This window comes from Hartmannibacter diazotrophicus (assembly GCF_900231165.1).
GTDB lineage: Bacteria > Pseudomonadota > Alphaproteobacteria > Rhizobiales > Pleomorphomonadaceae > Hartmannibacter > Hartmannibacter diazotrophicus.
Genome location: NZ_LT960614.1, coordinates 3,193,977 through 3,215,015 on the forward strand (window position 1 = coordinate 3,193,977; position 21,039 = coordinate 3,215,015).

Sequence of the window (21,039 nt, forward strand, 5' to 3'; positions counted from 1 at the left end):
CATCAATCCCTGCAATCTGACCGTCAATAGCTGAGACGGGGAGCAGCTCTCTCGGCAGCTCCCCGTCCCGTCCGTCGTTCAGTCCACGTCGGCGATTTCGCCCGCCGTCGTGCCATGGACGCGCTGCGCAAGCGCCGCCTCCATGAACTCGTCGAGGTCGCCGTTGAGCACATCCTGCGGCGAGGTGCTCTCCACCCCGGTGCGCAGATCCTTCACGAGCTGATAGGGCTGCAGCACATAGGAGCGGATCTGGTGCCCCCAGCCGATCTCCGTCTTCGACGACGCCTCGGCGTTGGCCGCCTGCTCGCGGATCTCCAGCTCGCGCTCATAGAGCCGCGCCTTCAGCATGTTCCAGGCCGTGGCGCGGTTCTTGTGCTGGGAACGCTCGCTCTGACACTGAACCACGATATTCGTCGGGATATGCGTGATGCGCACCGCCGAGTCGGTCGTGTTGATGTGCTGACCGCCCGCGCCCGAGGCGCGATAGGTGTCGACCCGGCATTCGCTCTCGTTGATCTCGATGTTGATCGAGTCGTCGACGACCGGATAGACCCAGACCGAGGCGAAGCTGGTGTGCCGGCGAGCCTGGCTGTCGTAGGGCGAAATGCGCACGAGCCGGTGCACGCCCGATTCCGTCTTCAGCCAGCCGTAGGCGTTGTGGCCCTTGACGACGATGGTCGCGCTCTTGATGCCCGCCTCTTCACCGTCGTGGATTTCCAGAAGCTCGACCTTGTTGCGATGCTTCTCCGCCCAGCGGGTGTACATGCGCAGGAGCATGTTCGCCCAGTCCTGGCTCTCGGTGCCGCCGGCGCCGGAGTTGATTTCCACATAGGTGTCGTTGGAATCGGCCTCACCAGACAGCAGTGATTCGATCTGCATCCGGTCGATCTCGGACTTGAGCGCCTTGAGGGCGTTCTCCGCGTCCGTGACGACGGTCTGGTCGCCTTCCATTTCGCCGAGCTCGATGAGCTCGACATTGTCGGAAAGCTCGGCCGACATCTTCTCGACAGCCGTCATCCGGGTTTCCAGATCCGTTCGCTCGCGCATGATTTTCTGCGCGTTTTCCGGATCGTTCCAAAGGTTCGGGTCTTCGACGAAGCCGTTCAGCTCGGCAAGCCGTGCCTGGGACGCATCCCAGTCAAAGATGCCTCCTCAGCAGGGCCATCCCCTGCTCGATCTCGTCGACGATGGCCTCGATTTCAGCACGCATGGCGTCTCAAATCCTTCGAGGGAAGTGTTGAACATGGCCGGCCGGGGAAAGCCCCCGGTCCGAAGTCGGCGCACCATAGGGATGAGCCGGCAGGATGTAAACCGTCAGCGGGACTGTCAGCGACCGCTGCCGATCAGCCGCTCCGCCGCCGCCCGCGCCTCGTCGGTGATGACGCTGCCGGCCAGCATGCGGGCAATCTCCTCGCGCCGGTGATGCTCGTCGATCGGCGTGACGCGAGTCGCGACCCGCGCGCCGCCTTCCACCGCGTCCTTGGCGATCAGAAGGTGTTGGTCGGCCCGCGCGGCGACCTGCGGCGCATGGGTCACGGAGAGCACCTGCACGCGCTCGCCAAGACGCCCGAGACGGCTGCCGATCGCCTCGGCGACCGCACCGCCGACACCGGTGTCTATCTCGTCAAAGACGAGCGTCGGCGCCGAGCCCTTGTCGGCGAGCGAGACCTTCAGCGCCAGCAGGAAGCGCGAGAGTTCGCCGCCCGAGGCGACCTTCATCATCGGCCCCGCCCGCGTGCCCGGGTTCGTGCGCACCCAGAATTCGATCTGGTCGATCCCCTCAGGCCCCCTCGCCTCTGGGTCGACGCCCTGCGTGACGATGAATTCGGCACGCTCCAGCTTCAGCGCCGGCAGTTCACCGGCAACGGCGGCTTCGAGATGCCGCGCCGTCTCGCTGCGGCGTGCCGAAAGCTCGCCGGCCAGCGTGTCGTAGCGCGCCTTCGCGGTCTCGGCCGCCCGCGCCAGCGCCTCCAGCCGTCCCTCGCCGGCATCGATCTCGGCAAGGTCATTCGCCATGCGCACGGCGAGTTCCGTCAGATCGTCGGGCTCGACATCGAACTTGCGCGCCGCCGCCCGGATCTTGAAAAGACGCTCCTCGGTCGCTTCCAGCACCGCCGGATCGAATTCGCTCTCCCTGAGTGCCCGTTCAAAACCGAGGCGCGCCTCTTCCAGCTGATCGAGCGCGGCGGATAGCGCCGTCAGAGGTTCTTCCAGAAGGCCCGCCACCTCGGGCCCCTTGCGCTCCAGACGGCGCATCAGCGAGGCAAGGCCCGGGATCGGCGAGGCGGTTCCGGAAAGATGCTCGCTGGCCTCGGCAAGATCGGCCGCGATCTTCTCGCCGCGCATCATGTGGGCACGTTTTTCCGCAAGCTCGACCTCTTCGCCGACCATCGGCGACAGGGCCTCCAGCTCTTCCACCGAAGAGCGCAGGAAGTCGGCCTCGCGGCGGGCGGCATCGATCCGGCCGCGCAGTTCGCCGAGCGCCTTTTCGGCGCCGCGCCAGTCGCGATGAGCCGCCGACAGGACACGGCACTCCTGCTCGAGCCCGCCGAAGGCATCGAGCAGCCCCCGATGCGCGACGGCATCGACCAGTGCCCGGTCGTCGTGCTGACCATGAATTTCGACGAGACCAGCCCCCAGGTGACGCATCAGTCCGGCTGAGACGGCCTGATCGTTGACGAAGGCGCGCGTGCGGCCATCCGAGGTCTGCACGCGCCGAAGGATCAGATCGCCTTCGTCGGGGATGTCATTTTCGGAAAGGAGGGCTCGCACCGGATGGGTGGCGTCAATCTCGAAGACGGCCGTCACCTGCCCCTGGTTCGCGCCATGGCGCACCAGCGAGGCGTCTCCCCGGCCGCCGAGCGCCAGCGACAGGGCATCGAGAAGGATGGACTTTCCGGCGCCGGTTTCGCCCGTGAGCACGGTCAGTCCGCTCGAAAAGGCAATGTCGAGCCGCTCGATCAGGACGATATCTCGGATCGCCAGGGTCAGCAGCATGCGAAGAAGCTCGTCTCGTTACCGGCAGCGGTTGAATGGATACACAACAGGAAACGCGGAAATACCATGATCGGAGGGAGTTGCCGAGCTCCGGCGTCCCATCCCCCGGTTCAGCCTGCGGCCCCGGCGCGATGCCGGGCCCGCAACCGCTTAGCCGAGCGCGGCCTTGAAGGTGCGCGAAATCCAGGAACCGGTATCCTCGCGCGGCTCAAGCCCCTTCGTCTGAAGCAGGCTGTAGGCGTCCTTGTACCACTGGCTTTCCGGATAGTTGTGACCAAGGATGGCGGCCGCTGTCTGCGCCTCGTTGACGATACCGAGCGCGAAATAGGCTTCCGTCAGACGTTCCAGCGCCTCTTCCGTGTGGCGCGTCGTCTGGTACTCGGTCACGACATTGCGGAAGCGGTTGACCGCGGCAATGTAGTTGTAGCGCGCCAGATAGTAGCGGCCGATCTCCATTTCCTTGCCGGCGAGCTGGTCGCGGCAGACGTCGATCACCCGCTGCGCTTCAAGCGCGTAGGACGAGTCCGGATACCGCTGCACGAGCTCGGTCATGGCCTGGAGCGCCTTGCGCGTCATGTCCTGATCGCGGTCGACGTCGGGGATCTGCTGGAAGTAGGACTGGCCGATCATGTATTGCGCGTAAGCGGCGTCCTCGGAGCCCGGATAGAGCGTCACATAGCGTCGGGCCGAGATGATCGCGTCGTCGTACCTGCCGCGCGTGAAGTTCGTGTAGGCCGTCATGATCATCGACTTGCGCGCCCACTCCGAATAGGGGTGCTGCTGGTCGACTTCCTCGAATTTCTTGGTCGCCTCGCGAAGATCGCCTGCCTTGATGTAGGCAAGACCCTCATTATAGGACTTCTCGGCCGGGATATCCTTGAAGGCGAGGTCGTCGACGGGGTCGGACGAGCAGGCCGTCAGCAGGGCAAGAAGCGAGCCTGCAAGAGCACCGGAAAGGACACGGCGGCCGGAAGCCGCTGACACAAGGTTGGATCGCACCGCCCGCGAAGAAGCCATTCTCATAAAGGTCCCAGTCTCGTCGCATCCCTCGGGAGCAGCTCATACGTCCGACGTGACGATGGTCCGGAAATCCTGACCTGGCTGCCCTGCCGCTTCCCGGTCCGAAGTGCCGCAACGCGCAGCTTCGACCGACAAGGGCTTTTATCTCAATCGAACGGCCTCCGCCACGTTCAATCCGTGCCGAAGGCCGTCGCAACTCAGATTCTCATAAGATTTGCCGAAAATTGCGGCATCCGCATGGCGCCTTCGTGCTCAGATGTCCGGCGCCGCGGCAAGACCGCTGCCAGCCACCATGACGGCACTGCCAGCCTCGCGCCGCACGGCCGACTTGCTGACGAACTCATAGGCGGCATGGTCGGCGAACAGCGCCTTGAGCACCGCGACGTTCATCCGGTGGCCGCCCTTGTAGGACCGGTAGCGGCCGACAAACGGCGCGCCCGCAAGCGCAAGGTCGCCAACAGCGTCGAGCGTCTTGTGGCGAGCGAATTCGTCCGGGAAGCGCAGGCCTTCCGGGTTCATCACCCGCCCCTCGCCGACGGCGACGGAATTCTCCAGCGACGAGCCCAGCGCGAAACCGATCTTCCAGAGCTTTTCGACATCGCTCATGAAGCCGAAGGTCCGCGCCCGCGCCAGTTCCGTACGGAACCCGTGGGCGGAAAGATCGAAGACATAGGACTGGCGGCCGATCACCGGGTCGGTGAAGTCGATGGTGACGTCATAGCGGCAGCCCTCGAAGGGCGAGAGTTCGGCAAAGGCATCGCCCTGCTCGACGCGAACCGTCTTCAGGATGCGCAGCACCTTGCGCGGGCTCGCCAGCACGGTGAGCCCGGCCTCCTGGATACCGTCGACGAAGGTCACCGAGCAGCCGTCGAGAATCGGAACTTCCGGCCCTTCGACCTCGATGTCGACATTGTCGACACCCAGCGCCAGCAAGGCAGCCATGAGATGCTCGACCGTCGCGACCGAAAGACCGTCGACACCTAGAACCGTGCAGAGATCGGTTGCGACCACGTAGTCGAACCGGGCGGGAATCTCGACCTCCCGTCCCGTCTCGTCGGTCCGGCGGAAAACGATGCCGCGATCGGCGGACGCGGGACGCAGCAAAAGGCTCGCGGGCTTGCCGGCGTGGACGCCGACGCCGTCGAACCGAATTTCGCGTGCGAGCGTCGTCTGATAGCCGCCGAATTTCTTGAGCTGCATCGCAAGTCCTTGAACGTCTAGGGATCCCGGACCAAGATGACCTGACAAGGACCGCGGCCGGCCCCCACACCATCAGATCGCCTCGGATCGAACAACGCGGGACATTCGGTGGGTCTTTGGAACCCGAATGCGGCCAGCGCCAATCCGGTGAATGCGGGTCGAAAATCCGGGCGGCAAGCGCACCATCTCATACGACCTGCTGCACTCTACTGTGGGGTCCGTGCAAAAGAAAATCACTCTTCTTTACGCAATGTTACCCCATGGAAAGACTCATGAATCCCGGCTGACGCATGAGAAGACCGCATGCGCCATGCGATGAAAAAACCCCGCCGTTTGGGCGGCGGGGTCTTGTCCTGTTTCACGTTCGCGATTGCCGCGCGTCAGCTGTTCTGGCGGCGCAGGAAGGCCGGAATCTCGAGCTGATCGTCGTCGGCAAGGCGCGGCGCCGATGCGGGCCGTCCCTGCGGGTCGAGCTGACCGGTCGCCATGCGCGGTGCCGGCGCCGGCCGCTGGGCCGGGCGGGCAAACTCGCTCTGCGCCGGCTGCGGCGCACGCGGCGCGACCGGGGGAGCCTGATGAACCGCCGCGGGCTGCGGACGGGCAGCAGGCTGCTGCATCATCGCTTCCGCCGCATGATCGCCTTCTGGATGCCGGCCAAGCCCTGCCGCAAGCCGCCGAAGAAGCCCCATGGGACGGCGCTCGTCGTCGCCGTCGTCGTCGGCTTCCGCCCGGACTTCTCGCTGGACGATGGGGGGAAAGTCCTGGATATCGGGCATCCGCGGGGTGCGGGCAACGGTCGGCCGTTCCGCCGCCGGGGGAATATAGGGCTGCGGAGCGGCTTCCGGCTCGCTGCGCGGCGCCCTGTAGACGGGCTCCTCGGCCGGCACGTCGAGCATGGACGGGCTCGGCTGCTGGTAGGGCTCGATGGTCACGCGCGCATCCTGCGCCGAAGCGACAGGACGCGGGGCGACCGGAGCGGGAGCCGGCATCTCGGCGACCGTGGGGGCCGGAGCGGGAGCCGGTGCCGGAGCGACCGGCTGAGGTGCGGCGGCCTGCGGCTGCAACACCGGCGCGGCCGGCTTGGTCGTACGGATGTCTGCAATGGCCGCTGCGGCCGGCGACGCCGAACCGCCACGCGCCTGATTGAGGCGGTTGTTGGCATCCGCCGTGCGGGCATCGGCGTTGCGGATCAGCTGGCTTGCTTCCTGGTCGATACCGGTCGCGACGACCGACACGCGGATGACGCCTTCGAGTTCGTCGTCGAAGGTCGCGCCGAGGATGATGTTGGCATCCTGGTCGACTTCCTCGCGGATGCGGGTCGCGGCTTCGTCCACCTCGAAGAGGGTGAGATCCTTGCCGCCGGTGATCGAGATGAGCAGGCCCTTGGAGCCCTTCATCGACACTTCGTCGAGCAGCGGATTGGCGATGGCCGCCTCGGCGGCCTGGATCGCGCGACGGTCGCCCGAGGCCTCGCCCGTGCCCATCATCGCCTTGCCCATGCCGCGCATGACGGAGCGCACGTCGGCGAAGTCGAGGTTGATGAGGCCTTCCTTGACCATGAGGTCGGTGATGCAGGCAACGCCCGAGTAGAGCACCTGATCAGCCATGGCGAAGGCATCGGCGAAGGTGGTCCGCTCGTTGGCGATGCGGAACAGATTCTGGTTCGGAATGCAGATCAGCGTGTCGACGTTGGCCTGCAGTTCCTCGATGCCGGCATCCGCGAGACGCATGCGGCGCTGGCCCTCGAACTGGAACGGCTTGGTGACGACGCCGACGGTGAGGATGCCGTGCTCGCGGGCAGCGCGCGCCACGACCGGCGCAGCGCCCGTGCCCGTGCCGCCGCCCATGCCGGCGGTGATGAAGACCATGTGGCTTCCGGCCAGATGATCGTTGATTTCGTCGATCACCTCCTCGGCGGCCGCGCGGCCGACTTCCGGCTGCGACCCGGCGCCAAGGCCTTCGGTGACCGCGACGCCCATCTGGATGATGCGTTCGGCTCGCGAAGCGGTCAGCGCCTGCGCGTCCGTGTTGGCCACAACGAAGTCGACGCCCTGCAGGCCGGCGTTGATCATGTTGTTGACCGCATTGCCGCCAGCGCCACCGACGCCAAACACCGTGATGCGCGGCTTCAGTTCCGTGAGGTCGGGTATCTTCAGGTTAATGGTCATTGCACCCTCATCATCCTCGGCCGGATCATTTCGCCGGACCGCATTCTGCTTGTTTCACGACGGCCTTCTGCTCGCCGTTCATTTTGAACCTGACCACGAATCGCCACGGCGGCTTTTCGCATTGTCGCTGAACCAAAACTCCCGATCCACTGGTACCCCTCGATTTTCCAGTGTTCAGAAGCTTTCCCTGATCCATCGCTGGACCTTGGAAAAGTAACCGCCGTGATCAGCATAGCCGGATGTCCTGCGGCGGCCGGCAAGGACTTCCATCTCCGCGACCTGCGGATAGATCAGCAGGCCGACACTTGTTGCGAAAGCAGCGCCCCTCGCCGCATCCGGCAGCCCGGCGATCCCCATCGGGCGCCCGAGCCGCACGTTGCGTCCGAGGGTCTTGCGCGCCAGTTCGCCAAGCCCGGTCAGCTGGCTCGCGCCGCCCGTCAGCACGATCCGGCGCCCGACGCGCGAGGCAAATCCGCTGGCATTGAGACGGTCGCGCACGAGTTCCAGAATTTCTTCCACGCGCGGACGGATGATCTGCACGATCTCCGAGCGCGGCACCTGATTGGGAATGTCGTTTTCGTCGCCGACCGGTGGCACCGCGATGATCTCGCGGTCGTCGGCGTCGGTGTGGATGACGCTCCCGTGCAGCGCCTTGATGCGCTCGGCGTCCGCAAGCCGCGTCGTGAGGCCGCGCGCCAGATCCATCGTCACGTGATGACCGCCGAGGGCAAAGCCGTCGACATGCACGAAGGCCCCGTCAGCGAAGACGGCCATTGTCGTCGTCCCGCCGCCGATGTCGACGCAGGCGCAACCGAGATGCGCCTCGTCGTCGACAAGTGTCGCAAGACCGCTGGCATAGGGCGTGGCGACCATCGTCTCCACTTCGAGATGGGCCCGGTTGATGCAGATTTCGAGGTTGCGGACCGGCGCCGGATCGGCCGAGACGATATGCGTGTCGACCGAAAGCCGCCGGCCAAGCATGCCACGCGGATCGCGGATACCCTTGTTGCCGTCAAGCGCATAACCGATCGGCAGCGCATGGACGACGACGCGGTTCTCGCCTTCGACCGAATACTGGCTGGCCGCCGACAGAACGCGCTGGATTTCGGCCTCGCCGACCTCGCGGCCCGAAAGATCGAAGCCGGCGCTGTAGGTCTCGCTGCCGAGACGGCCGCAGGACAGCGACACGATCAGCGATTCAACGGTCAGGCCGGCCATGCGCTCGGCCGCGTCGACCGCAAGCCGGATCGCCTTTTCCGCCTGATCCAGGTCGACGACCTGCCCCGCCTTGATACCGCGCGAGCGCTGATAGCCGAAACCGAGCACGTCGACATGGTGGCTGCGTCCCGGCAGGACGTCGCCAAGCGGACGCGGGGTCAGGCGCGCGATCACACAGCAGATCTTGGATGTGCCGACATCGAGCACGGAGACGATGGTCGCCCGCTTGCTGGGAAGCGGGCGCATGCCGTGAATGCGGGGCTCGACATGGCGGGTCATGCGCGCTGCTCCCGCTTGCGGGCCTTGGCCTCGGCGGCGAGCATCTCGTCGCGCCAGGTCTTGGCTTCATCGGTCAGGCGCACGACCATGCGATCCGACATGCGCATGTCGACGGTGGTGATCGACTTGGACAGAAGGCCGCTCTCGCGGTCGAGGCGCGCCACTTCCTCAAGCGCCCGCTGGGGATCCCGCTCGGGCAGCATGATGCGCACGCCGTTGGTCAGGAAGATATCCCAGCGAAGGCCGGAAACCAGCACCGACGCCTTGATCCGGGAGCGCAAGGTCGGAACGGAGGAGAAAAGGTCCTTGATCTCGCCGGCGCGGTTTTCCGCCCCGACGCCGATCACGCGCGGCAGACCGGCAAAGCGCGGATCGACGTAGGTCGCGACGATATCGCCGCTCTCGTCCACGATGGCCGGCTCCACCGAGGCATCCGGCTGCCAGATGGCATAGGGCACACGCTCGGAGATCGTCACGGCCAGCTTGTCCGGGAAGAGCTTCATGATCGAGACTTCGGAGATCCACGGGATCGCCTTGACGCGGTTGCGCGCCTTGTCCACGTCGTAGAGAAGCAGCGACACGTGCTTGGAAACGCCGAGAAGATCGAGGATTTCCTGTTCGCTCGTCTGCCTTTGGCCGGAAATCCGCACAACCTGGATGCCGAAGCCGACCTCGGTCGAGAAATCGTTCACGACGCGCTTGGTGCTGCCGGAAATCACCATGCCGTAGGCGGCGAAGCTGCCAAGGAAGAGGATGGACGCAGCAATGCCCGCCCCGCGCGGCAGACGGCCGAGCAGGCTGTTTTCAAGCGCAGCCGGACGCAGGCTGAGGCGGGACAGCCGCGGCAAACCGAGGCCGGCGCGCAACCGCCCCTTTGGCTCAATGCCGAATCCTCGCCTCACGATCGACGCCAACTTGCGTCCTCCACCATCCAACGGACCAATTCAACGAAATCCAGCCCTTCATGGGCCGCCATTTCGGGCACGAGCGACGTCTGGGTCATGCCGGGCTGCGTGTTCACTTCCAGGCAGATGAGTTCGCCCTCACCGTTGCCCTTGTCGTTGAACCTGAAGTCCGCCCGCGATACGCCGCGGCAGCCCAGCGCGCGATGCGCCGTGACAGACATGTTTTGTACAGTTTGGTAAATAATCGGTGAAAGAGGTGCCGGCAGAATGTGGCGCGAGCCACCCGGCGCATACTTCGCTTCATAATCATAAAAAGCGTGTTCATTTGGCACCACTTCGATGACGCCGAGCGCGCGATCTCCCATGACGCCGCAGGTAAGTTCCCGTCCTGCAATGTATTTTTCGACCATCACGTCATCGCCATGGGTCCAGGCGCTCGACGCCATTTCCTGCGGCGGATGGGGCGCACCCTCAGGGACAATGAGAACGCCGAAGCTCGAACCCTCACGCGGAGGTTTAACGACATAGGGAGGCGAAATGGCATGCGCCTTAACGGCTTCGAAACGATTGACGATCTTGTGCTCGGTCACCGGGACGCCTGCGGCGGCCATCACGACCTTGGCCCGGGGCTTGTCCATGGCGAGCGCCGAAGCCATCACGCCGGAGTGCGTGTAGGGAATTTCGAGCAGTTCCAGGAGGCCCTGAATGGTGCCGTCCTCGCCATAGGGACCGTGCAACGCATTGAAGGCGACATCGGGCCGAAGCTCGGCGAGAACCATGGGGATGTCGCGGTCGACATCGACGCGCGTCACCCGGTATCCGGCCTTTTCCAGCGCGTCCGCGCAGGCCTTGCCCGAATTGAGGCTGACAGGGCGTTCCGACGACCACCCTCCCATCAGAACCGCAACATGCTTGGTCATTCCTTGACCTCCTTGAAACTGGTTTCCGGTGCCCTCGGATCAGGCGCCGAGAAATTCCTTGATCTCCTGGCCCTCGACGAACAGCCCGAGCCGCTTGATCTCCCATTCCAGACGAATGCCACTCGTTGCCAGCACCCGGGCTCGCACGGTCTCGCCGACGAGTTCGAGATCGTGGGCGGTCGCGTTGTCGACGTTGAGAAGAAAATTGCAGTGCATCTCGGAGACCTCGGCCCCGCCGATGCGCAGCCCCCGGCAACCGGCGGCGTCGACAAGCTTCCAGGCCGAATGCCCGTCCGGGTTCTTGAAGGTCGACCCGCCCGTGCGCGACCGGATCGGCTGCGCCGCCTCGCGGTGCGCGGCAACCGCGTCCATGTCGCGGCGGATGGCGTCCTTGTCCTCGGGAATGCCTTCCATGAGAACAGAGGTGAAGATGAGATCGGGCGCCGCTTCGGAATGGCGGTAGGAATACCCCATGTCGTCGGCTGCGAGCCTCACGATCTCGCCGGCCCGGTTCACGGCACGAACCTCGACCACCCGCTGGCAAGTCTCGATGCCATGCGCGCCCGCGTTCATTTTCAGCGCTCCGCCGATGCCGCCCGGAATACCGTGATAGAAGGCAAAGCCCGAAAGCCCCGCATCGAGCGCGGCGGCGGCAAGCCGCTTGTCCGGCACGCCTGCCCCGACCTTCAGATGCGTTGCGTCCACCGTCTCGACACCGCCGAAACCGCGCGGCGACAGACGAATGACGACACCCGGCACGCCGCCGTCGCGGATCAGGAGGTTGGAGCCGAGCCCGACGACGAGCACCGGAATTTCTTGCGGCAAGCGCTGGAGGAAAGCGGCCAGATCGGCCTCGTCCGCCGGCTGGAACAGAAGCTGCGCCGGACCGCCGACCCGGAACCAGGTGAGATCGGCCAGCGGACGGTTGACGTCGATCGCCCCTCTGATCGCCTCAATGTCTGGAATCTCGGGCCGAAGATCGGGGAAGGTCATCATCCCTCTCCGCCGGAAAGCTTCTCCAGCTGTCCCGGCAGCGCATAGGCCCATTGGGTGATGTTGCCGGCGCCGAGGAAGATAACGAAATCGCCCGGCTTGGCCATCTTCGCGATCATCGGGGCAAGCTTTTCCGGAGCCTCCAGCGCCATCACGTTGCGGTGCCCGGCACCCCGGGCGCCGCCCACCAGCGTATCCCGGCTGACGCCCTCGATCGGCGCTTCGCCTGCCGCATAGACATCCGCGATGATGACGATGTCGGCGTCATTGAAGGCCACGCAGAAATCGTCGAACAGGCTGGCAAGGCGCGAATAGCGGTGCGGCTGCACGACCGCGATCACCTTGCCGTCGCCGGCGGCAACACGCGCCGCCTGCAGGACGGCCCGGATCTCCACCGGATGGTGGCCGTAGTCGTCGAAGATCGCGATGCCGTTCCAGCTTCCCGTGCGGGTGAAGCGGCGCTTGACGCCGGAAAAGCCGGCAAGGCCCTTGCGGATCGCCTCGTCGGACAACCCCAACTGGTCGGCCACGGCAATCGCCGCCGTCGCATTGGAAACGTTGTGGCGCCCCGGCATCGGCAGTTCGAGCGCGGCGATCTTGCGCTCGTCGCCGGTGACGCGATTGCGGATCACAACGGCGAACTGCGAAGCCCCGGCCTCGGTCTTGAGATCCATGAAGCGCACGTCGGCCTGCGGATTCTCGCCATAGGTGATGACGCGCCGGTCCTCGATCTTGCCGACCAGCGACTGCACCTCCGTATGGTCGAGGCACATCACCGCGAAACCGTAGAAGGGCACGTTCTCGACGAAGGTCCGGAAGGCAGCGCGCGCCGCGTCGAAGGTGCCGTAATGGTCGAGATGCTCGGGGTCGATATTGGTGACGATGGCGATGTCGGCCGGCAGCTTGACGAAGGTGCCGTCGCTCTCGTCGGCCTCGACGACCATCCAGTCGCCCTCGCCCATGCGGGCGTTGGTGCCGTAGGCGTTGATGATGCCGCCGTTGATCACCGTCGGATCGAGCCCGCCGGCATCGAGCAGCGCCGCAACCATCGAGGTCGTGGTCGTCTTGCCGTGGGTGCCGCCGACGGCGATCGCCTGCTTGAAGCGCATCAGTTCGGCCAGCATCTCGGCCCGCCGCACGATGGGCAGGAACTTGTGGCGCGCGGCGACGAGTTCCGGATTGTCGCGCTTGATCGCCGAGGAGACGACGAGCACCGCCGCCCCGTCGATGTTCTCTTCCCTGTGACCGACGCTGACCGGAATGCCCTTCGCGCGCAGACGCTCCACGTTGGCGCTCTCTGCGACGTCCGATCCCTGCACCCGGTAGCCGAGATTGAGGAGCACTTCGGCAATGCCGCTCATCCCGATGCCGCCAATGCCGACGAAATGGACCGGCCCGATATCACGAGGCATCTTCATGGTCAGTCACAAGCCTTTCAAATCAAAACGTCTTTAACATGAAGCCGTTACCGGCCGTTCTTGAATCTGGTTGTCACGCGGACTTGTCAGGGCTGGCAATCCGTTCGGCAAGGTCGGCGAGCCGGTCCGCCGCGTCCGGGCGCCCAGTGCGCGCGGCGGCCGCGGCCATCAGTTCAAGCCGGGAGGGCGCGCGCATCAGGTCCGCCAGCATGTCGGCAAGACGCTGCGGATCGAGCCACGCCTGTTCCGCAAGGATCGCCCCGCCCGCCGCCTGCAGCCGTTCGGCATTGGTGCGCTGATCATTGTCGAGCGCATGCGGCAGCGGCACCAGGATCGACGGACGGCCCAGCACGCCGAGTTCGGCCACCGTCGAAGCGCCCGACCGGCAGACGACGAGATGCCCAGCGGAAAGCTTGGCCGGCAGGTCCATGAAGAAGGCCCCGATCTCCGGCGTCACGCCCATGGCCTTGTAAGCCTCGCTGACGCGTTCGGTATCCTCGGGCCGCACCTGCTGCACGATGTGAAGCCGCGTCCTCAGATCGTCGGCGAGCAGCGCGATCGCAGGCGGAACGAGATCGGAAAAGACCCGCGCGCCCTGGCTGCCGCCGAAGACGACGAGATGGAACGGCTCGTCGGAGAGCGGCGCCTCGTAGGGCCTCACCGCATCGATGACCTTGGCGCGCACCGGATTGCCCGTGTGCACGACCTCGCCCTTCGGCGCGGCATCCTTGAAGTCCGTCTCCTCGAAGCCGGTGGCGACCGCCGTCACCCTGCTGGCAAGGAAGCGGTTGGCCCGGCCCATCACCGCATTCGCCTCATGCACCATGGTCGGTACGTTGAACGAAACGGCGGCCGTGAGCGGCGGCACGGTCGGATAGCCGCCGAAGCCGATCACCGCGTCGGGCTTGACCTCGCGCATCAGGCGGCGCGCCTTGAGATAGCCCGCTCCGAGGCGAAAGAGGCTCTTTGCGAGCGCGACGGGCGAACGGCTGCCGAAGGTCGCCGACGGCACGACGTGTACCTTGCGGGCGGGAAAATCCTTGCCGTAGCTCTCCACCCGCTCGTCCGTCGCCAGATCCACAACATGGCCGCGCCGGGTCAGGGCAAGGGCCAGCGCCTCGGCTGGGAAAAGGTGGCCGCCGGTTCCCCCGGCGGCGAGCAGGAAGGTCGCCATGATCTCCTCACTCGGCCGGGGTCAGGATCGACCGCCCGTCGAACGGCGCGACAAAGCGTGTCTGGTCAGGCCGCTTGCGCGTGAGCGCCAGGAGCATACCCATGGTCATGGCGGCCGAGATCAGCGACGAACCGCCGTAGGAGATGAAGGGCAGCGTCATGCCCTTCGAAGGCATCAGGTGCAGGCTGACGGCGATGTTGATGCAGGACTGGACGCCAACGAGCACCACGAGCGCCGACGAGGCAAGGCGGATGTAGCTGTCATTCTCGCGCACCGCATGGCCGAGTCCGCGCATCACGATGAAGGCATAGATGGCGACGAGGCCGATGCACAGGATGATGCCGTATTCCTCGGCCGCGACGGCAAAGATGTAGTCGGTGTGGCTGTCCGGCAGGATGCGCTTGACGATCCCCTCGCCCGGGCCGCGACCGAGCCAGCCACCGCCGACGATCGCGTTGAGCGCCTGCTCGACCTGATAGTTGTCGCCGGAATCCGGATTGAGGAAGCGTTCGATACGCGAGCGCACGTGATCGGCCATTTCGTAGGCGGCGAACCCGCCAAGCACGCCAATGCCGAGGAGACCGAGGATCCAGAACCAGCTCATGCCGGCTAGAAACAGCAGCGAAGCCCAGGTCACGCTGACGAGGATCGTCTGGCCGAAGTCGGGCTGAAGGATGAAGAGACCGGCGACGAGAACGAGCATGCCGGCGGACAGGAGCCGTCCGGGCACTTCCCTGTGACGCATGCCCTCGGCAAAGAGAAAGCCGGAGATCACCGCGAAGGCCGGCTTGATGAATTCCGACGGCTGCACGGAGACGCCTGCAATCGACAGCCAGCGGCGCGCGCCCTTCACTTCCGGTCCGATGAAGAGAACCGCGACGAGCAGCACGATGCAGACCACGAAGATCAGCATGGAAACGCGGCGAATGGTCTTCGGATCGAGAAAGGACATCCCGAACAGGATCGCGATCGCCGGGACGCAGTAGACCCCCTGGTTCTTGACGAAGTGATACGGGTCGGCAATGCCGATGCGCTCGGCGACGGGCGGGCTGGCGGCAAGCGACAGCACGATGCCGATGAAGATCAGCGACAGCGACGCGACGAGAAGGTGCTTGTCAACGGTGTACCACCAGTCGGCCAGACGGCCTCGTTCGACGCGGGAAACCATCAGTGGACCTCCGGGAAAGGAACGACGCCGTCAACGGCCAGGGCAAGCGCGCGGAAGGCATCGCCCCGCACCTCGAAATTCCGGTACTGGTCAAAGCTGGCGCAGGCCGGCGAGAGCAGGACGACGCTCGGATGCCCGCCCCCCTCGGTCGCTGCTTCCTCGATGGCCATGGGGACGGCGACGTCCAGCGTCTGGCAGATCTCGTAAGGAACCTTGCCCTCGAGAGTCTTGGCAAAAGCCTCCGCGGCTTCGCCGATCAGATAGGCCTTGGCGATGCGGGGGAAGAAGGGCGCAAGGTCTTCGATGCCGCCGGTCTTCGGCTTGCCGCCGGCGATCCAGTGGATGCGCGGATAGCTCGAAAGCGCCTTGCCGGCGGCATCCGAGTTCGTGGCCTTGGAATCGTTGACGATCGTCACCGACCCGATCTTGCCGATCGGTTCCATCCGGTGGGCAAGGCCCGGGAACGACATGATGCCCGAGCGCACCTCGTCGAGGCCGATATGGATGCCTCGTGTCGCCGCGACCGCCGCCGCCGTGTTCTGGGCATTGTGGGCGCCGCGCAGCACGGGATGCTGGGAAAGATCGATGATCACCGTCTGGGCAAGACCGAAAGGCTCCACCACGCGCTGGCCGATGGCCCAGACCCCGTCCTTGACGGATCCCTTGGTGGAAATGCGCTTCAGCGGAAGACCGCTCGCCGCACGCCGGTCGGCGATCGAGGCGCTCCAGTTGTCGTCGACGCCAATCACTGCGAGGCCGGCCCGCTGCACGAGCCGCTCCTTCACCTCGGCGTAGTGCTCCATCGTGCCGTGGCGATCGAGATGATCCTCGGTGAGATTGAGCAGAACAGCCACCGTCGGATCGACGGTCGGCGCGAGGTCGATCTGGTAGGACGAGCATTCGATCACATAGACCCGATCCGGGGTCAGCGGGTCGAGCGAGAGGATGGGCATGCCGATGTTGCCGCCCATCTGCACATCGCGGCCGGCCGCCTTGAGCATGTGGGCGATTAGCGCCGTGGTCGTCGACTTGCCGTTCGTCCCCGTGATGGCGATGAAGGGGCTTGCCGGCGAAATCTTGCGCCGCTCGCGGGCGAAAAGCTCGATGTCGCCGATGATCTCGACTTCGGCAGCCTTGGCCTTCTCGACCACCCAGTGGGGTTTCGGATGCGTCAGCGGCACGCCGGGCGCAAGCACGAGCGCGGCGAAGGCCGAGAAATCGGCGTCCTTCAGATCCTGGGTCGGAATGCCCTCGGCCGCCGCCTTCTCCAAGCTTTCGGAGCTGTCGTCCCAGGCCGTGACTTTGGCTTCGCCGGCAATGAGCGCACGCGCCGTCGCCAGCCCGGACCCTCCGAGACCGAAAACCGCGACCCGCATTCCGGCAAAACTCGTGACTGCGATCATGTCGCCCTCACCGCAGCTTGAGGGTTGCAAGACCGAGCAGGGCCAGACACACCGAGATGATCCAGAAGCGGATCACCACCTGGGCCTCGGTCCAGCCGAGATGCTCGAAGTGATGGTGGATCGGCGCCATCTTGAAGACGCGCTTGCCCGTGAGCTTGAAGGAGGCGACCTGGATGATGACCGACACCGCCTCCAGCACGAAAAGACCGCCGATGATCATGAGCACGATCTCGTGCTTGGTCGCCACCGCGATGGTGCCCAGCATGCCGCCGAGCGCCAGCGAGCCCGTGTCGCCCATGAAGATCGCTGCCGGCGGCGCATTGAACCAGAGGAAGCCGATGCCCGCGCCCAGCATGGCGCCGCAGACGATCGCAAGCTCGCCTGTGCCGACCACATAGTGAATCTGGAGATAGTCGGCAAAGACCTTGTTGCCCGCGAGATAGGCGATCAGCCCGAAGCTCGCCGAGGCGATCATCATCGGCACGATGGCCAGCCCGTCGAGGCCGTCGGTGAGGTTCACCGCATTGCCGGAGGACACGATCACAAAGGCGCCGAAGGGAATGAAGAACCAGGACAGGTTCCAGAGCACGTCTTTCAGGAACGGAAAGGCGAGCGAGCTGTCGAGCGGCGGATCGCCGATGCGCATCAGCGCATAGCAGGCGATGCCCGCCACCACGAACTCGAGGCCGAGACGCGCGCGGCCGGAAAAGCCCTTGTGCGACTGCTTGGTGACCTTCAGGAAGTCGTCATAAAAGCCGATCGCGCCGAAGCAGAGCGTGACGAAGATCACGGTCCAGACGTGCGGGCTGCGCAGGTCCGCCCAGAGCAGCGTCGAGACCAGCAGGCCCGACAGGATCATCAGTCCGCCCATCGTCGGCGTTCCGGCCTTCAGGAGATGCGACTGCGGCCCGTCGGCGCGGATCGGCTGCCCCTTGCCCTGCCGGATTCGCAGCGAAGCAATGATCGCCGGCCCGAACAGGAACACAAAGAGAAGCGCGGTGATGATCGCCGCACCGGTCCGGAAGGTGATGTAGCGAAAGACGTTCAGGATGGAAACTTGACCGGCAAGCTCGGCCAGATAAACAAGCATTTTTAATTCAACCCCAAGGGCTTGAAGCCAAATCCCCGCGAACTTCGCTACTCGGGCGCGGACCGGACACTTCGTCGGACGTTCAGGTCGGGTGCCGATTCCCTCGGGAGCCGGCGACCCTGAAATCTATTCTGTTGCAGCCTCGTCGCCATAAGCTGCAATGAGCGCATCCACAAGAGGCGCCATGCGGCTGCCGAGCGATCCCTTGATCATGACGACGTCGCCGGGACGCAGATCGTCGATCAGAGGCTGGCGCAGCGCCGCCGAGGTCTCGCCGTGCATCCCGCGCACATTGGTTCCCAGCGCTTCGTGCAGGTTTGCCATCAGCGGACCCGCGGTGTGAACGACATTGACGTCGTTGTTGGCGATGACCGTCGCGAGCCAGCGGTGGAACTTGGCCGCCTCGGGTCCAAGCTCCAGCATGTCGCCGAGAACCGCGATGCGGCGCCCGTTCTCGCCAGGGGCCGCAAGACCGAGGATCCTGAGCGCCGCCCGCATCGATTCCGGATTGGCGTTGTAGCTTTCGTCGATCAGCGTTGCCTCGCCGCCCTTGACCTTCAGGACATGGCGCCGGCCACGGCCCTTCGGCTGCTGCAGGTCCTGCATCGCCGTCGACGCGCGCCAGAGATCGCCATTGACGAGCGCGACCGTCGCCATCACCGCAAGGCTGTTTTCAACGAGATGCTGTCCCGGCGCGCCGATCTTGTAGGTCATCGTCTCGCCGAGAATATTGGCGGTGACGGTCGAGAAGGCCGGCGCCAGCGACTGCTTGAGCCGGCGCGCGTCGGCGCCCTGGGCCGAGCCGAAGCTCACGACGCGGGCGCCATGGCTCCGCGCCTTTTCCACGAGGCGCCCGAAGAAGGGATTGTCCGCGTTGAGCACGGCAACGCCGCCCGGCTCCAGGCCCTCGAAGATTTCCGCCTTGGCGTCGGCGATGTCCTCGATCGAGTTGAAGTGTTCAAGGTGAACACCGGAAACCGTGGTGACGATCGCCACATGCGGCCGGACGAGCTTCGTCAGCGGCGTGATCTCGCCGGCATGGTTCATGCCGATTTCGAAGATGCCGAAATCGTCGTCCGCCGGCAGGCGCGCCAGCGACAGCGGAACGCCCCAGTGATTGTTGAAGGAGGCGAGCGACGCATGGACCGTCCCGGTCTCCGACAAGGTCCGGCGCAGTGCCTCCTTGGTCGAGGTCTTGCCGACGCTGCCGGTCACCGCAATGATCTTGGCGCGCGAACGGGCCCGCGCCGCGGCGGCAAGGCGCGTGAGCGCGGCAAGCACATCGTCGACCACCACCAGAGGACCGAGATCGGCAGGCAGATCCGCGCGGCGCGCTTCGCTGACGACCGCGACGGCCGCGCCGTTCTGAAGCGCCGAAACCGCAAAGTCGTGTCCGTCGAAGCGATCGCCCTTGATCGCGAAGAAGGCTTCGCCGGGAGCGCCGGACCGGCTGTCGATGGAAATGCCTTCGATGCGCTCGGGGATATCCCCCTCGACCCGCCCCTTAAGGGCAGCGACGAAATCGCTCGCGGTCCAGAGCGGCGGCGGACCGCCAGTCCCCTCCCGTGCATCCATGTTGGCGTGGGGCAGCGCTTCCAGAACGGCCTCCTGGTCGGAAAAGGGAAGAACCTCGCTACCGACGATCTGGCCGGTCTCGTGTCCCTTGCCCGCGACGAGCAGGATGTCCCCTGTCTGAAGCCCGGAGATCGCCTGCCGGATGGCCGTTGCGCGGTCGCCGATCTCGATCGCGCCGGGGCAGCCGCCAAGAACCTCCGACCGGATGGTCGCCGGGTCCTCGGTGCGCGGATTGTCATCGGTGACGATGGCGATATCCGCGAGCTTCGCCGCCGCCTCGCCCATCAGCGGACGCTTGCCCTTGTCGCGGTCGCCACCCGCCCCGAAAACAACGACGAGCCGCTTCTTCACGTAAGGGCGCAGCGTCGACAGCGCCGTTTCCAGCGCGTCGGGCGTATGGGCGAAGTCCACGAAGATCGGGCAGCCGTGCGAGGTCGTCGCCACCAGTTCGAGCCGGCCCGAGGCGCCGACAAGACCCTCGACGGCATTCAGCGCATCGTCCATGGCGACGCCGGTGGCCACGCAAAGGCCGACCGCGATCAGTGCGTTGGAGACCTGGAAGGCACCCGTCAGCGGCACGCGGACGCTGCGCGGGCCCTTGCCGACGTCGACGGTGACGATCTGGCTGAACCCTTCCCGCTCGATGTCGAGAATGCGGATCGCCTTGCCGTCGCGCCCGACCGTGCGCACGTCCAACCCGTTGATCCGGGCGGCGGCCGCGAAGGAGGCGCCATGCCGGTCGTCAACGTTAATGATCGCGGCCGCGCCGTCGTCGAGCACACTCTCGAAGAGACGCAGCTTGGCGGCCATGTAGGCTTCGAAGGAGCCGTGATAGTCGAGATGGTCGCGCGTGATGTTGGTGAAGGCACCGGCGCAGATCCTGAGGCCGTCGAGACGGCGCTGCACCAGCCCGTGGCTGGAGGCTTCGAGCGCGACGTGGTTGATGCCTTCGGTCTTGAGTTCGCCCAGCGTCTTGTGCAGCGTCACAGGGTCCGGCGTCGTCAGGTTGCCGTAGCGGGTCATGCCCTTGGCGACGACGCCGACGGTGCCGACGCTCGCGGAATCAAGACCGTTCGCCTGCCAGATCTGGCGGGCGAAGGCAGCAACCGACGTCTTGCCGTTGGTGCCCGTGATCGCGACAACGGTGTCGGGCTGCGGGCCGTAGAACCGCGCCACCAGGCGGGCAAAGCGGCGCGCCGGATCGGCATCGCGCAGAACGGGCACCGGCACGTCGCCCGGGATATCCTCGTCCTCGCCGACGAGGACGACCGCGGCGCCCTTGCGCACCGCATCCTCGATGAATTGCGCCCCGCGAACCTTGGTCCCGGGCAGCGCGGCGAACAGCGTGCCGGGCGTGACCTGACGGCTGTCCGACGTGACGCCATTGATCACGAGTCGGCGCACGTCGGGCGACTGGGCCCAGATATCCGGTGCGAGGTCCGTCAGGTTCATCAGGTCTTCCTTGTGCCGCTCAAATCAGTGGTCGCGACCCTGCTTGTCCTTTGCGTCCG

The 21,039-nt window shown here is 65.5% G+C and carries 15 protein-coding genes; all 15 read right to left on the reverse strand.

Annotated features, from left to right (window positions below; genetic code table 11):
- Positions 1-78 precede the first annotated feature (78 nt).
- Positions 79-1,210, reverse strand: a protein-coding gene (gene prfB, locus HDIA_RS14910) for a peptide chain release factor 2 (RefSeq protein ID WP_099556882.1) whose coding sequence is annotated in 2 segments (ribosomal slippage) — positions 79-1,140 and positions 1,142-1,210 — 1,131 coding nt in all. Because the reading frame shifts where the segments join, the coding sequence is not laid out codon by codon here.
- 116 nt (positions 1,211-1,326) lie between these two features.
- A complete protein-coding gene (gene recN / locus HDIA_RS14915) occupies positions 1,327-2,997 on the reverse strand; it encodes a DNA repair protein RecN (protein WP_099556883.1) in 1,671 nt (556 codons plus the stop codon).
- Between the two features lie 150 nt (positions 2,998-3,147).
- On the reverse strand, positions 3,148-4,014 hold the full coding sequence (locus tag HDIA_RS14920) for an outer membrane protein assembly factor BamD (protein WP_099556884.1): 867 nt from the start codon (positions 4,012-4,014) through the stop codon (positions 3,148-3,150).
- Positions 4,015-4,269: 255 nt separating this feature from the next.
- Entirely contained in the window at positions 4,270-5,217 is a 948-nt protein-coding gene (lpxC, locus tag HDIA_RS14925) for a UDP-3-O-acyl-N-acetylglucosamine deacetylase (RefSeq protein ID WP_099556885.1), read from the reverse strand.
- 380 nt (positions 5,218-5,597) lie between these two features.
- Entirely contained in the window at positions 5,598-7,385 is a 1,788-nt protein-coding gene (ftsZ, locus tag HDIA_RS14930) for a cell division protein FtsZ (protein WP_099556886.1), read from the reverse strand.
- A gap of 174 nt (positions 7,386-7,559) precedes the next feature.
- Positions 7,560-8,849, reverse strand: coding sequence for a cell division protein FtsA (gene ftsA / locus HDIA_RS14935; RefSeq protein WP_173796326.1), 1,290 nt, complete (start codon positions 8,847-8,849; stop codon positions 7,560-7,562).
- A 29-nt stretch (positions 8,850-8,878) separates the two neighbouring features.
- Positions 8,879-9,796 carry a cell division protein FtsQ/DivIB gene (locus tag HDIA_RS14940; RefSeq protein ID WP_157775670.1) on the reverse strand — a complete coding sequence of 306 codons (918 nt, stop codon included), beginning with the start codon at positions 9,794-9,796 and terminating at the stop codon, positions 8,879-8,881.
- Positions 9,781-10,707: a D-alanine--D-alanine ligase gene (locus HDIA_RS14945; RefSeq protein ID WP_099556889.1), complete on the reverse strand. Its 927-nt coding sequence runs from the start codon at positions 10,705-10,707 to the stop codon at positions 9,781-9,783. Before HDIA_RS14945 ends, HDIA_RS14940 begins: the two co-directional genes overlap by 16 nt.
- Before the next feature lie 39 nt (positions 10,708-10,746).
- Positions 10,747-11,700, reverse strand: coding sequence for a UDP-N-acetylmuramate dehydrogenase (murB, locus tag HDIA_RS14950; RefSeq protein ID WP_099558925.1), 954 nt, complete (start codon positions 11,698-11,700; stop codon positions 10,747-10,749).
- Complete coding sequence (gene murC, locus HDIA_RS14955) at positions 11,700-13,118, reverse strand: UDP-N-acetylmuramate--L-alanine ligase (RefSeq protein WP_099556890.1); 1,419 nt, start codon at positions 13,116-13,118, stop codon at positions 11,700-11,702. Before murC ends, murB begins: the two co-directional genes overlap by 1 nt.
- A 73-nt stretch (positions 13,119-13,191) precedes the next feature.
- The gene (gene murG, locus HDIA_RS14960) at positions 13,192-14,292 is read right to left on the reverse strand and encodes an undecaprenyldiphospho-muramoylpentapeptide beta-N-acetylglucosaminyltransferase (protein WP_099556891.1); all 1,101 of its coding nucleotides are present in this window, start codon (positions 14,290-14,292) and stop codon (positions 13,192-13,194) included.
- A gap of 7 nt (positions 14,293-14,299) precedes the next feature.
- A complete protein-coding gene (ftsW, locus tag HDIA_RS14965) occupies positions 14,300-15,460 on the reverse strand; it encodes a putative lipid II flippase FtsW (RefSeq protein ID WP_099556892.1) in 1,161 nt (386 codons plus the stop codon).
- Positions 15,460-16,863, reverse strand: a complete 1,404-nt coding sequence (gene murD / locus HDIA_RS14970; protein ID WP_099556893.1) for a UDP-N-acetylmuramoyl-L-alanine--D-glutamate ligase — start codon at positions 16,861-16,863, stop codon at positions 15,460-15,462. Before murD ends, ftsW begins: the two co-directional genes overlap by 1 nt.
- 7 nt (positions 16,864-16,870) lie before the next feature.
- Positions 16,871-17,953, reverse strand: a complete 1,083-nt coding sequence (gene mraY / locus HDIA_RS14975; RefSeq protein ID WP_099556894.1) for a phospho-N-acetylmuramoyl-pentapeptide-transferase — start codon at positions 17,951-17,953, stop codon at positions 16,871-16,873.
- Positions 17,954-18,079: 126 nt separating this feature from the next.
- Positions 18,080-20,980, reverse strand: coding sequence for a UDP-N-acetylmuramoyl-L-alanyl-D-glutamate--2,6-diaminopimelate ligase (locus tag HDIA_RS26055; protein ID WP_099556895.1), 2,901 nt, complete (start codon positions 20,978-20,980; stop codon positions 18,080-18,082).
- Positions 20,981-21,039 lie beyond the last annotated feature (59 nt).

Bases quoted from the DNA above. Each gene is read 5' to 3' on its own strand.
- mraY (WP_099556894.1), bottom strand. From the start codon at position 17,953: ATGCTTGTTTATCTGGCCGAGCTTGCCGGTCAAGTTTCCATCCTGAAC.
- murC (WP_099556890.1), bottom strand. From the start codon at position 13,118: ATGAAGATGCCTCGTGATATCGGGCCGGTCCATTTCGTCGGCATTGGC.
- HDIA_RS14945 (WP_099556889.1), bottom strand. From the start codon at position 10,707: ATGACCAAGCATGTTGCGGTTCTGATGGGAGGGTGGTCGTCGGAACGC.
- murD (WP_099556893.1), bottom strand. From the start codon at position 16,863: ATGATCGCAGTCACGAGTTTTGCCGGAATGCGGGTCGCGGTTTTCGGT.
- HDIA_RS26055 (WP_099556895.1), bottom strand. From the start codon at position 20,980: ATGAACCTGACGGACCTCGCACCGGATATCTGGGCCCAGTCGCCCGAC.
- ftsA (WP_173796326.1), bottom strand. From the start codon at position 8,849: ATGCGCCCGCTTCCCAGCAAGCGGGCGACCATCGTCTCCGTGCTCGAT.
- murG (WP_099556891.1), bottom strand. From the start codon at position 14,292: ATGGCGACCTTCCTGCTCGCCGCCGGGGGAACCGGCGGCCACCTTTTC.
- HDIA_RS14920 (WP_099556884.1), bottom strand. From the start codon at position 4,014: ATGGCTTCTTCGCGGGCGGTGCGATCCAACCTTGTGTCAGCGGCTTCC.
- ftsW (WP_099556892.1), bottom strand. From the start codon at position 15,460: ATGGTTTCCCGCGTCGAACGAGGCCGTCTGGCCGACTGGTGGTACACC.
- ftsZ (WP_099556886.1), bottom strand. From the start codon at position 7,385: ATGACCATTAACCTGAAGATACCCGACCTCACGGAACTGAAGCCGCGC.
- lpxC (WP_099556885.1), bottom strand. From the start codon at position 5,217: ATGCAGCTCAAGAAATTCGGCGGCTATCAGACGACGCTCGCACGCGAA.
- recN (WP_099556883.1), bottom strand. From the start codon at position 2,997: ATGCTGCTGACCCTGGCGATCCGAGATATCGTCCTGATCGAGCGGCTC.
- murB (WP_099558925.1), bottom strand. From the start codon at position 11,700: ATGACCTTCCCCGATCTTCGGCCCGAGATTCCAGACATTGAGGCGATC.